The organism is Humitalea sp. 24SJ18S-53, from assembly GCF_050632385.1.
GTDB lineage: Bacteria > Pseudomonadota > Alphaproteobacteria > Acetobacterales > Acetobacteraceae > Humitalea.
On the sequence record NZ_CP192599.1, the window covers coordinates 4,755,087 to 4,767,125 of the forward strand.

Here is a 12,039-nt window from a genome sequence, read left to right on the forward strand (position 1 = left end):
CACCCGGCCGCGCCGCTAACCAATCAGCGCCCGCAGTTTTGCCCTGATCTGCCCAAGCTCCGCCGCCGTCACCCGCGCCTTGCGCACCGCCCGACGCGCCCGCCAATCCAGGCTCTTCACCTGATCCGCCAGCGCCACACTCGGCGGCTCACCGGCAATCGCCACCTCAAACGGATAGCCCTTGATCTTCGTCGTCAGCGGGCAGCACAGCATCAGCCCGACCTTGTCGTTATAGGCAGCCGGGCTCAACACGACGGCGGGGCGATGCCCCGCCTGTTCATGGCCAGCCTGGGGGTCGAATTGCAGCCAGACCACATCGCCAGCATCCGGCACAGTGGCCGGAGGCTTCACCACGTTTCCTTACCGACCGGCGCACCGTAATCGACCGGGTCATGCCGATTCTCGGCCGTGATCCCGTCCAACAATTCGGTCAGGTCGAAGGATGGCTCCCGGGCGGGCTCGATGATGATCAGCCCGCCTTCCTCACGCACGTCCACGGCCTGGTCGATCGAAACCCGTGCCGCTGCCATCACAGATGCGGGGATGCGGACGGAGGCGCTGTTGCCCCACTTCTTGACCATGACCTTCATGGTGCCGTTTTAGGCGGGGCGTGCCGAGTGTGTCAACAATGTTGATACACTCACCCCGCAAACGGATCCTGCACCAAAATCGTATCATCCCGCTCCGGGCTGGTGCTCAGCAGCGCCACCGGCGCCTCCACCAGTTCCTCGATGCGCTTGACGTATTTGATCGCCTCGGCCGGCAGTTCCACCCAGCTACGTGCGCCGCGCGTGCTGCCCGACCAGCCCGGCAGGGTTTCGTAGATGGGCCGCGCCGCCGCCTGCGCGCCCATGGCGGCCGGCAGGCGCTTGGTCAGCACGCCGTCGATCTCATAGCCGGTGCAGATCTTCAACTCGGAAAGACCGTCCAGCACGTCCAGCTTGGTCAGTGCCAGGCCCTGCACGCCGCCGACCTTGACCGCCTGACGCACCATGCAGGCATCGAACCAGCCGCAGCGGCGGGGGCGGCCGGTGACGGTGCCGAATTCATGGCCGCGTTCGCCCAGGCGCTTGCCGATCTCATCGTGCAATTCCGTGGGGAAAGGGCCGCTGCCGACGCGGGTCGTATAGGCCTTGGCGATGCCCAGCACGCGGCCGATCATGTGCGCCCCCACGCCGGCACCGGCGGCGGCATTGCCGGCCACGGTGTTGCTACTGGTGACGTAGGGATAGGTGCCGTGGTCCACGTCCAGCATCACGGCCTGGGCGCCCTCGAACAACACGCGCTTGCCGTCCAGGCGGGCTTGGTCCAGCCGCTCCCAGATCGCTTCGGAGAAGGGCAGCAGTTTTGGTGCCAGCGCCGAAAGCGCATCCAGCAGGGGTTGCTTGGCAAAAGGCTCGGCGCCCAGGCCCTTCAGCAGCGAATTGTGGTGCAGCAGCAGTTCGTCGAGTTTCGCCGACAGGGTCGCCGGTTCGGCCAGGTCGCAGAGGCGGATGGCGCGGCGGCCGATCTTGTCCTCGTAGGCCGGGCCGATGCCGCGGCCGGTGGTGCCGATCTTGTCCTCGCCGCGCGCGGCTTCGCGGGCGCGGTCCAGCGCGGGGTGCAGCGGCAGGATCAGCGGCACGTTTTCCGCGATGCGCAGGTTGTCGGGGCCGACATGCAGCCCCTGCGCGGTCACCTTGGCGATTTCCGACAGCAGCGCGTCCGGGTCCAGCACCACGCCATTGCCGATGATGCCGAGTTTGCCGCGCACGACGCCCGACGGCAGCAGCGAGAGCTTGTAGGTCTGGTCACCGACGACCAGCGTGTGCCCGGCGTTGTGGCCGCCCTGGAAGCGCACGACGATATCGGCGCGGCTGGCAAGCCAGTCCACGACCTTGCCCTTGCCCTCGTCGCCCCATTGGGCGCCGATGATGGCGACGTTCGACATGGCTCAATCCTCGATCGGCACGGGTTTTTGGGCCCGCAGGATGTGGGTGCAGCGCAGGCGCCGCGGGTCATCGGTGGTGGACAGGGCCGCGACGGTCACAAAACCCTGTGCGCGGAATGGGGTGCCGTCCTGGCCGAGGGCGAGGAAGAGGCGCGGCGCTTCGTCCGGCACCGGGGCGGCGCTGAGCACGGCGTCGGGATAGAGCGTCAGGCCCGTGGCGGGTTCGTCGCCGGACAGGTAGCGCCCGCCGCGCGCCATCTCACCCGTGCGGCCGGGGCCGTAGAGGGTGAAGGCGACGCCGGTGTGGTAGGTGAAGCCGCGGAATTCGACCGGGTCCAAGGTGATGCGCAGGTTCGGCGCGCGGGCGCGGATGGCGGCGATGACCTCGGCGGCATTGTCGGCGATGGCGCGGGCGGCGGGTGGCAGGGCGGCGGCGGCCAGGGCCGCCAGGGCGCCATCGGCGGGGCCGGCGGCGGCCAGAAGCGCAGGCAGGCCATCGGCGGGCGGGCCGGCTTCGGCCGACAGGGCGGTGACGGCGGCGGCGTCCTTGCGGTCCAGGGCGCGGGCCAGGCGGCCGCGGAGGGGCTCGGGCACCCCGGCCTCGGCCAGCAGGGTCGGGGTCATGGTCGGCATCAGCACGTCGAGGGCGACATCGGTGACGCCGACGGCGGCCAGGGCGGCGACGCCGAGCAAGGCGACTTCCGCATCCGCGGCGGCGCTGCTGGCGCCGATGATCTCGATACCGGCCTGGGGCAATTGGCGTTCGGGCACCAGCGCCGTGCCGCGCACGCGCAGCACCTGGCCGGCGTAGGACAGGCGTAGCGGCCGGGCGACGCGGGCCAGGCGAGTGGCGGCGATGCGGGCGACCTGGGGCGTGGTGTCGGCGCGCAGGCCCATCATGCGCTGGCTGACCGGGTCCATCAGGCGAAAGGTCTGTTCGGCCACGGCGGCACCGCTGCCGGCGAGGAGACTGTCCTCGAATTCCAGCAGGGGGGGTTTGACCCTTTCGTAGCCATGCGCGGTGAAGACATCGAGCATGGCTTCGACCAGCGCGGCCTCACGCGCCGCGTCGGGGGGCAGCATGTCGCCGAGCCCGGCCGGCAGAAGGGCGCGGCTGGGGGTGTCGTCGCCGGTCATGGGGTGTCGGGGCTCGTCATGGGGGCGGCGTTGTGTGGCAGGGGGGCGCGCAAGGAGCAAGGTGTGGCGGCCTTGCAAAAGATGCGGGGGTCGGGGAATGATCCGGCCATGCTTCGACGCGCCCTGATTCCCCTGCTCCTCCTGGCCGGCTGTACGGCCACTCCCGGTGTCGACATGGGGGGCGTGGACATGGGGGGTGGTGGCGGCATCGGCGATCCGTTGATCGCGGCGGCGACATCGGCGCCCAGCACCTTTGGCAACATGGGCCAGTACCAGGGCAATCCGGCCGGGGCGGCGCGGGCGATCGTGCAGTTGGAATTCCTGACCAACGCCTACCAGACCGATCCGATCTGGGCGCCGCAGGCGAACCCGATCATGGTCGAGCAATTGCAGCAGGCGCAGGCCGAGATGCGGCAGACCTTGGGCATCGCCCAGGCGGCGCCGGCGCAGAACGTGGTCGATGCGCTGAACGCGGCGGCGCAGCAGATCTCGGCGGGCAATATCCAGGGCGCGCAATTGGCGCTGTCGGCGCCGGGGTTCACGCTGGGCGGGGCGGAGACGCTGCGGCGCCTGGGCAATATGCAGAGCACGACGCTGACCTCGGTCGCGGCGGCGGCGGTGAACCAGGCGGCGATGATGCCCAACCAGGGGATGGGCAACCGGCCCTTTGGCGGCGGCATGCGCCGCCGATGATCCCGCGCCGGTTGTTGGTCCTGCTTCCCTTGGCCGCCTGCGCCGAGGAACGGGTGGAGGGGCGGTTCGGCGACCCGGTGACCGTCGCGGCCCTGAACGCGCCGGCCAGTTTCGGGAATTTGTCGCGGTTCAGGGACGACCCGGCCTCGGCCGCGCGGGGTGTCGCGAACCTGGAGTTCCTGACGGATACCTTCCAGAACAATCCGATCTGGGCGCCGCAGGCCAATCCCGTGCTGTCGGTGCAGTTGCGCCAGGCGCAGGCGCATGTGCGCCAGACCCTGGGCATCGCGCCCGGGGTGCCGAGCGCGACCGTGATCGAGGCGCTGCGCACCGCCGCCAGCCTGCTGGACGCCAACGACCTCGCCGGGGCGCGGCGCATCCTGTCGCCGCCGGTTTTTACCGCTGGCGGGGCGGAGACGCTGCGGCGCCTGGGCGACATGGACAATAGCCGCGTGGTCTCGGCCGCGGCGCAATCGGTATCGCAGGCGGGGATGGATGGGAGTCGCGGCGGGCGGCGGAACTAGGCCATTTGCCGCCAGGACCACGCTACGCCTGCGGGTGCTGCCAGCTTTTGAACACCGCCTCCAGGCTATAGCCGTCGGGATCGAAGACGCCGGCTGCATAGTAGCGGGGATCGTAGTGGAGCCGCGCCCCCGGTGCGCCATTGTCGGTCGCGCCGGCGGCGATGGCTGCGGCGTAGAAGGCGTCCACCTCCTCGATACTGTGCGCGACGAAGCCGATATGGGCCGCGGTCCCATCCGCCCTGCCCGGGCGCAGCCAGAAGAACACCCGCCCGTCGCGGCCGAATCCCTTCAGGTCAGGATGCCCGGCCGGGCCATTGGCGCCGTCGTAGTCGAGGACATGGCGGATCCCGAGGGGCAGCAGGGCCTTTTCATAGAAGGCGATGGCGCGCGGCAGGTCGGCGACGGAGAGGAAGACGTGATCCAGCATGGCGGCGATCCTTCAGCGGCCGGGCCGGCGCGTTACGCCGCCGCCCCGTCAAACACCGCGTCCAGCGCCCAATCCAGCCAGGGCAGCAGGGCGGCGATATCCGCGCGCTCCACCGTCGCACCGCCCCAGATCCGCAGGGATGGCGGGGCGTCGCGGTAGCCGGCGATGTCCAGGGCCACGCCCTCGGCCTCCAGCAGCGTCGCGATGCGCTTGATCGCCGTGGCGCGGCCGGCTTCGGGCAGGGCCTGGAACCAGGCGACCGCGGGTTCGATGCAGATGGAGGTGCTGGAGATCGATGCGGCATCCGTGCGCGCCAGGAAGCGCCAGCGGCCGTCGCGGGCGATCCAGGCGGCGATGGTGGCCAGGTTCGCCTCCGACCGCGCGACCAGGCCGGGCAGGCCGCCGACGGTCGCGGCCCAGCGCAGCCCGTCCAGCGCATCCTCGACGCAGAGCATCGAGGGGGTGTTGATGGTGTCGCCGCGGAAGAGGCCCTCGATCAGCTTGCCGCCGCTGGTCAGGCGGAAGATTTTCGGCAGCGGCCAGGGCGGGGTGTAGCTGGTCAGGCGCTCCACGGCGCGGGGCGACAGGGCGAGCATGCCGTGCGCCGCCTCACCGCCCAGGACTTTTTGCCAGGACCAGGTGACGACATCCAGCCGGTCCCAGGGCAGGTCCATGGCGAAGGCGGCGGAGGTCGCGTCGCAGATGGCCAGGCCTTGGCGGTCCGGGGCGATCCAATCGCCATCGGGCATGCGCACGCCGCTGGTGGTGCCGTTCCAGGGGAAGACGACGTCGCGGGACCAGTCCACGGCCGCGAGGTCCGGCAGGCCGCCATAGGGGGCGGAGAAGGTCCGCGCATCGACCTTCAACTGCTTCACGATGTCCTGTGCCCAGGCCTCGCCAAAGGATTCGAAGGCGATGACGTCGACGGGGCGGGGGCCGAGCATGCCCCACAAGGCCATCTCGACCGCGCCGGTGTCGGAGGCGGGGACGATGCCGAGACGCCAATCCGCCGGCATGCGCAGGACGGCGCGGGAGAGGTCGATCACCTCGGTCAGCCGGGCCTTTGGTTCGGCGGCGCGGTGGCTGCGGGCCAGCATGGCGCCCTCCAGCGCCGACAGCGACCAGCCCGGACGCTTGGCGCAAGGGCCGGAGGAGAAATGCGGATTCTGGGGGCGCAGGTTGGGCTTGGTCATTAGGCGTCGGTATGACGAGGGCGGGCGGGGGGCAAGTCCCGGCTTGGTGGGGGCGGCGCAGTGGAAGGGGCTATTCGCCCCCTCCACGCCTCCCCCAACCAGGGGCCGCCGCCCCTGGACCGACGAGGGGTTTTGGCCAAGGCACGGGAGGGGCGTCAGAGGCGGTCCAGCACCGCTGGTGCGACATGCCCCTCCCGCGCCTTGGCCAAATTCCGCGGGTTCCAAGGGCCCGCCGGCCCTTGGTCGGGGGAGTGTGAGGGGGACGAAGTCCCTCTCACGGCACCGCCCTCACCCCGCGAAGCGCCCCCGGTCCACCGTCACCGTATGGTCCAGCGGCCCATGACCGCCGCCAAACCCCGGCGCGGCGGCGATGGCTGCCGCGACGTAGGCGCGGGCGCGCAGGACCGCATCGCGCAGTGTCATCCCCTGCGCCAGCCCCGCCGCGACGGCGCTGGCCAGGGTGCAGCCGGTGCCATGGGTGCTGGTGGTGGCGATGCGGGGGGAGGAGAAGGCCTCGACACCAGCCCCGGTCGCCAGCAGGTCGACCAAGGTGTCGCCTTCCATGTGGCCGCCCTTGAGCAGCACGGCGGGCACGCCGAGCGCCAGCAAGGCCCGCGCCGCCGCATGCATCGCCGAAAGGTCGGGGATCGCCATGCCGGCCAAGGCCTCGGCTTCGGGGATGTTCGGGGTGATGATGGTAGCCAGGGGGAGCAGGCGGCGCTTGAGGGTCGCGACCGCCTCCGTCGCCAGCAGCGGGTGGCCGCCCTTGGCGACCATCACCGGGTCCACAACCAGCGGGGTGTTCCGCGCGTCAGAATCCAATGCGTCGCAGACCGCGTCGATGGTCGCGCTATCGGCCAGCATGCCGGTCTTGATCGCATCGGCGCCGATGTCGCGCAGGACCATGCGCATCTGCAGGCGGATGAAATCCGGGTCCACGCCGATGACCGCCTGCACACCGTGCGTATCCTGCGCCGTCAGCGCGGTGATGGCGGTGGCGGCATAGGCGCCGAGCGCCGTGCAGGTCTTGATATCGGCCTGGATGCCGGCCCCTCCGCCGCTGTCGGAGCCGGCGCAGATCAGGACGCGGCCGACAATCATTCGGCGGCGTCCTTGGGCGCGCGGGCGGCGGCGGCGCGGATGGTGTCGGCCAATTCGTCGGTGATGGTTTCCACCATCGCCTCATCCTCGGCTTCGGCCATGACGCGGATCAGGGGTTCGGTGCCGCTGGTGCGGATCAGCACGCGGCCGCGCGCGCCCAGTCGGGCCTCGGCGGCGGCGATGGCGGCCTTCACGGGGGCGTCGTTCAGCGGCGAGCGGCCGGAATGCCGCACGTTCACCAGGCGCTGCGGCAGGGGTTCGAACAGGCGGCAGACCTCGCTGGCGGGGCGGCCTTCCTCGACCAGGGCGGCCAGCACCTGCAGGGCCGCGACCAGCCCGTCGCCGGTGGTGCCGAGGTCGGAGAGGATCATGTGGCCGGATTGTTCGCCGCCGACATTGCAGCCGGCTTCACGCATCATCTCGCTGACATAGCGGTCGCCGACCTTGCTGCGCTTCAGCCCCAGGCCGGCGCCCGTCAGGTAGCGTTCCAACCCGAGGTTGGACATGACCGTGGCGACCACGGCCCCGCCCGTCAGCCGCCCCGCCTTGGCCCAGGATTGCCCGACGAGCGCCAGGATCTGGTCGCCATCGACGATCTGGCCCTGTTCATCGGCCAGGACGAGCCGGTCGGCATCGCCATCCAGCGCGATGCCCAGGTCGGCGCGGCGTTCGCGCACCATCTCGGCCAGGCGCCTGGGGGCGGTGCTGCCGCAGTCCTTGTTGATGTTGAAGCCATCCGGGGAGGTGCCGACCGCCACCACATCCGCGCCCAATTCCCACAGCACGGTGGGGGCGACACGATAGGCGGCGCCATGGGCGCAATCGACGACGATGCGCAGCTTCTCCAGGCTGCGGCCTTTTGGGAAGCTGGCCTTCGCGGCCTCGATATAGCGGCCGGTCGCGTCATCCATGCGGCTGGCGCGGCCGAGTTTCTGCGGCCCGACCATGGCGCCCGACAGGTCGCCGCGCATCAAGGCCTCGATCGCCAATTCCTGGTCGTCGGTCAGCTTGAAGCCATCCGGGCCGAACAGCTTGATGCCATTGTCTTCGAAGGAATTGTGGCTGGCCGAGATCATCACGCCGAGGTCCGCCCGCAAGGACCGCGTCAGCAGCGCAATGGCCGGCGTCGGCAGCGGGCCGACCAGGACCACATCCATGCCCGCGCCGATGAAGCCCGCGGTCAGCGCCGGTTCCAGCATATAGCCGGACAGGCGGGTGTCCTTGCCGATCACCACGCGATGGCGATGCGTGCCGCGATTGAAATACTGGCCGGCGGCCTGGCCCAGCATCAAGGCCGTGACCGCATCCATCGGCGGGCGATTGGCGACGCCGCGAATGCCGTCGGTGCCGAACAGGCGGCGAGTGGTCTGGGGCATGGACGGCGCACTCCTGCGACAGGCATTGGCGGGTTGGGGATGGACGGGGGAGGTTGCGCTTTGAAAGGGGCTTCGCCCCTCTCAAACTCTCCCCACCAAGGGGCCGTGGCCCCTTGGAACCCACGGAATTTGGCGCAAGGGAGAGAGGGGCGTCATGGGCGCGCCCTTGATCAGGGGTGCGACATGCCCCTCTCTCCCTTGCGCCAATACACCGCCGGTCCAGGGGCGGCAGCCCCTGGTGGGGGAGGTGTGGAGGGGGCGAAGCCCTCTCCACGGCGCAACCTTCCCGTTCATCCGCAACCTGTCAGCGCGGTGATACATCCGGGCGGCGTGGGTCGTCCAATGCCGGCATGTCGCCCGCCTGGATCGCGCGCCAGACGGCCAGGGCCTGGATCGTTTCGGCGACGTCGTGCACGCGGATGATGGCGGCGCCCCGGGCGGCGGCGGCCAGGGCGGCGCCGATGCTGCCGGGGCCGCGGCGGGCGGCGTCGTCCTGGCCGGAGAGGGTGCCGATGAAGCGCTTGCGGCTGGCGCCGACCAGGATGGCGCAGCCGAGGCCCAGGAACAGCGGCAGCCGGTCGAGGATGGCCAGGTTATGGGCGGCGGTCTTGCCGAAGCCGATGCCGGGATCGACGCAGATGCGGGCGCGGGGGATGCCGGCGGCGCCGGCGGCGGCGATGCGGGCGGCGAGGAAACCCGCGACCTCCAGCGCCGGATCATCGTAGCGCGCCTGGGCCTGCATGGTGCGCGGGTCGGCGGTGGAGGAATGCATCAGCACGACGGGGGCGCGGGCTTCGGACACCGTGCGGGTGGCCAGCGGGTCGTGGCGCAGGCCGGTGACGTCGTTGACGATCTCCGCCCCCGCTTCCAGGGCCAGGGCCATGGTGCTGGCGTTGCGGGTGTCGATGCTGAGGGGGGCCGCCGTCGCCAGGGCGCGGATGACGGGCAGGACCCGGGCGCATTCCTCGGCCGGGGTGACCGGGGCGGCGCCGGGGCGGGTGCTTTCGCCGCCGATGTCCAGGATGTCGGCACCGGCGGCGAGCATGGCATGGCCCGCGGCGATGGCGGCATCGTGGCTGGCGTGGCGGCCGCCGTCGGAGAAACTGTCGGGGGTGACGTTGACGATGCCCATGACCAGCGGGCGCCCCGGCTGCACGGCTAGGCCGGCGAAAGGGGGTGGGGCCTCGGTCAGGGTGTCGAGCAGGGCGGACCAGTCGTCCGGGACATCGACCGCCGGGACGATGGCGCGGGTGACGCCGAGTTGGATCAGGCGGGCGAGGCAGAAGGCCATCGGCCCGCCCGCCAGCGGCAAGGCCCGACCGGCCCCGACAGCGGCGAAGGCCGCCGGGCCGTCGAGCAAGCCCAGCGGCTCAATCCAGCGGGAGCCGTCAATCATGGCCGGGGGGTAACGCCTTGAGGGGGTGATGAGGGATTGGGAGGGCGCGCACTGGAAGGGGCTTCGCCCCCTCCAGACCACCCCCACCAGGGGCGGCCGCCCCTGGACCGGCGGAATTGGTAAAATGAAGAGAGGGGCGTCAAGGGCGCCCCTCTGGTGCAGGGCACTTCACGCCCCTCTCTTCATTTTACCAAACATCGTGGGTTCCAAGGGGCCACGGCCCCTTGGTGGGGGGAGTTTGAGGGGGGCGAAAAGCCCCTCTCAAGGCGCCCCCCCATTCTTCAGCGCCCCATCAGGGCGTCACACCCCCGGCTGAGGCGCCGGGTTCAGGCCGGGGCCGCCGGTGTTGGGGCGGGGGTTGGCGCGGCCGCTGGAGGGGACGCTGCCGCGGCCTTGGTTGATAGGTTCGTCGGGGCGGACGCGGATCACGGGTTCGCCGCGCATGACGGTGCGGATTTCGTCGCCCGACAGGGTTTCGTGCTCCAGCAGGCCTTTTGCGATGGCGTGAAGCTCATCGACGTTGGCTTCCAGGGTTGCTTTCGCATGGGCGTAGGCGTGGTCGATGATTCGGCGGATTTCCTTGTCGATCGCCTGGGCGGTCGCTTCCGACAGGTTCTTCGACTGGGTGACGGAGTGGCCGAGGAAGACTTCCTGGCTATCGGCGCCATAGGCGATCATGCCGAGCGCGTCGGACATGCCCCATTCGGCGACCATCATGCGGGCCTGGTTGGTGGCCATCTTGATGTCGCCGGAGGCGCCGTTGCTGACCTTGTCGGAGCCGAAGATGATTTCTTCCGCGGCACGGCCGCCCATCGCCATGGCCAGTTCGGCCAGCAGCTTGGACTTGTGCTTGGAGTAGCGGTCACCTTCCGGCAGCGACATCACGAGGCCCAGGGCGCGGCCGCGCGGGATGATGGTCGCCTTGTGGACCGGATCGCATTCCGGCTCCTTCATCGCCATCAGGGCGTGGCCGGCCTCGTGATAGGCGGTCATGGTCTTTTCGGCTTCGGACATGACGAGCGAGCGGCGCTCGGTCCCCATCATCACCTTGTCCTTGGCGTATTCGAATTCGGCCATGCCGACGGTGCGGCGGCCGCTGCGGGCGGCGAGCAACGCGGCCTCGTTCACCAGGTTGGCGAGGTCGGCGCCCGAGAAGCCGGGGGTGCCGCGCGCGATGGTCTTGGGATCGACGTCCGACGCCAGGGGCACCTTGCGCATGTGGACGCGCAGGATCTTCTCGCGGCCGTTCACGTCGGGGTTGGGGACGACGACCTGGCGGTCGAAGCGGCCGGGGCGCAGCAGGGCGGGGTCCAGCACGTCCGGGCGGTTGGTCGCGGCGATCAGGATGACGCCTTCGTTGGATTCGAAGCCGTCCATCTCGACCAGCATCTGGTTGAGGGTCTGTTCGCGTTCGTCGTTGCCGCCGCCGAGGCCGGCGCCGCGATGACGGCCGACCGCGTCGATTTCGTCGATGAAGATGATACAGGGCGCGTTCTTCTTGCCCTGTTCGAACATGTCGCGGACGCGGCTGGCGCCGACGCCGACGAACATCTCGACAAAGTCGGAACCGGAGATGGTGAAGAAGGGGACGTTGGCTTCACCCGCGATGGCGCGGGCCAGCAGGGTCTTGCCGGTGCCGGGGGGGCCGACGAGCAGCACGCCCTTGGGGATCTTGCCGCCAAGGCGCTGGAACTTCTGGGGGTCCTTGAGGAATTCGACGATTTCTTCGAGTTCGGACTTGGCTTCGTCGATGCCGGCCACGTCTTCGAAGGTGATGCGGCCTTCCTTCTGCGTCAGCAGCTTGGCCTTGGACTTGCCAAAGCCCATGGCGCGGCCGCCGCCGCCCTGCATCTGGCGCATGAAGAAGATCCAGACGCCGATCAGCAGCAGCATCGGGAACCAGGACAGCAGGTAGTGGATCAGCGGGTTGCCATCGGCATCGGCCGGGCGGGCGACGACGCGGATGTTCTTCTCGGTCAGGCGGGAGACGAGGCTGGGGTCTTCAGGGGTATAGGTGCTGAAGGTGCGGCCGTCGTTCAGCTGGCCGGTCAGGGTATTGCCCTGGATGGTCACGTCGCGGACGTGGCCGGCGTTCACCTCATTCAGGAAATCGCTGTAGGCGACCTGCTGGCCAGCGCGGGTGGCCGTGGTCGAAGGCTGGAAGAGGTTGAACAGTGCCACCAGCAACAGGGCCACGATGACCCACAATGCAAGGTTTCGGCCGAAATTGTTCACCGCGCGTTTCCCGTGATCCGGCCGGCG

Annotated in this window: 12 protein-coding genes; 2 read left to right on the forward strand and 10 right to left on the reverse strand. The window is 70.0% G+C overall.

Annotated elements, in window-relative coordinates; all coding sequences use genetic code 11:
- Window positions 1-15 precede the first annotated feature (15 nt).
- Genes mazF through ACQW02_RS22890 form a run of 4 tightly spaced genes read right to left on the reverse strand, consistent with a single transcriptional unit; the run spans window position 16 to window position 3,067 of the window.
- The gene (gene mazF, locus ACQW02_RS22875) at window positions 16-351 is read right to left on the reverse strand and encodes an endoribonuclease MazF (RefSeq protein ID WP_431282218.1); all 336 of its coding nucleotides are present in this window, start codon (window positions 349-351) and stop codon (window positions 16-18) included.
- Entirely contained in the window at window positions 348-590 is a 243-nt protein-coding gene (locus ACQW02_RS22880) for an AbrB/MazE/SpoVT family DNA-binding domain-containing protein (RefSeq protein WP_431282219.1), read from the reverse strand. Before ACQW02_RS22880 ends, mazF begins: the two co-directional genes overlap by 4 nt.
- A gap of 50 nt (window positions 591-640) precedes the next feature.
- Window positions 641-1,930 (reverse strand): adenylosuccinate synthase, encoded by a 1,290-nt coding sequence (locus tag ACQW02_RS22885; RefSeq protein ID WP_431282220.1) that lies wholly within the window; start codon window positions 1,928-1,930, stop codon window positions 641-643.
- Window positions 1,931-1,933: 3 nt separating this feature from the next.
- The gene (locus ACQW02_RS22890; RefSeq protein WP_431282221.1) at window positions 1,934-3,067 is read right to left on the reverse strand and encodes an ATP phosphoribosyltransferase regulatory subunit; all 1,134 of its coding nucleotides are present in this window, start codon (window positions 3,065-3,067) and stop codon (window positions 1,934-1,936) included.
- 108 nt (window positions 3,068-3,175) lie between these two features.
- On the opposite strand from ACQW02_RS22890, the gene ACQW02_RS22895 reads away from it, so the two are divergent.
- Together ACQW02_RS22895 and ACQW02_RS22900 are read left to right on the forward strand one after the other, a co-directional pair.
- Complete coding sequence (locus ACQW02_RS22895) at window positions 3,176-3,760, forward strand: hypothetical protein (protein WP_431282222.1); 585 nt, start codon at window positions 3,176-3,178, stop codon at window positions 3,758-3,760.
- Window positions 3,757-4,284, forward strand: coding sequence for a hypothetical protein (locus tag ACQW02_RS22900; RefSeq protein WP_431282223.1), 528 nt, complete (start codon window positions 3,757-3,759; stop codon window positions 4,282-4,284). Before ACQW02_RS22895 ends, ACQW02_RS22900 begins: the two co-directional genes overlap by 4 nt.
- A gap of 22 nt (window positions 4,285-4,306) precedes the next feature.
- Here the strand turns inward: ACQW02_RS22900 and ACQW02_RS22905 are convergent, their stop codons facing one another.
- The 6 genes from ACQW02_RS22905 to ftsH form a co-directional block, all read right to left on the reverse strand.
- A complete protein-coding gene (locus tag ACQW02_RS22905; RefSeq protein WP_431282224.1) occupies window positions 4,307-4,711 on the reverse strand; it encodes a VOC family protein in 405 nt (134 codons plus the stop codon).
- A 32-nt stretch (window positions 4,712-4,743) separates the two neighbouring features.
- On the reverse strand, window positions 4,744-5,904 hold the full coding sequence (locus ACQW02_RS22910; RefSeq protein ID WP_431282225.1) for a phosphoserine transaminase: 1,161 nt from the start codon (window positions 5,902-5,904) through the stop codon (window positions 4,744-4,746).
- A 288-nt stretch (window positions 5,905-6,192) separates the two neighbouring features.
- The gene (thiD, locus tag ACQW02_RS22915) at window positions 6,193-7,002 is read right to left on the reverse strand and encodes a bifunctional hydroxymethylpyrimidine kinase/phosphomethylpyrimidine kinase (protein WP_431285961.1); all 810 of its coding nucleotides are present in this window, start codon (window positions 7,000-7,002) and stop codon (window positions 6,193-6,195) included.
- Window positions 7,002-8,381: a phosphoglucosamine mutase gene (gene glmM / locus ACQW02_RS22920; protein WP_431282226.1), complete on the reverse strand. Its 1,380-nt coding sequence runs from the start codon at window positions 8,379-8,381 to the stop codon at window positions 7,002-7,004. Before glmM ends, thiD begins: the two co-directional genes overlap by 1 nt.
- A 304-nt stretch (window positions 8,382-8,685) precedes the next feature.
- Complete coding sequence (folP, locus tag ACQW02_RS22925) at window positions 8,686-9,777, reverse strand: dihydropteroate synthase (protein ID WP_431282227.1); 1,092 nt, start codon at window positions 9,775-9,777, stop codon at window positions 8,686-8,688.
- Window positions 9,778-10,077: 300 nt separating this feature from the next.
- Window positions 10,078-12,012, reverse strand: coding sequence for an ATP-dependent zinc metalloprotease FtsH (ftsH, locus tag ACQW02_RS22930; RefSeq protein WP_431282228.1), 1,935 nt, complete (start codon window positions 12,010-12,012; stop codon window positions 10,078-10,080).
- Window positions 12,013-12,039 lie beyond the last annotated feature (27 nt).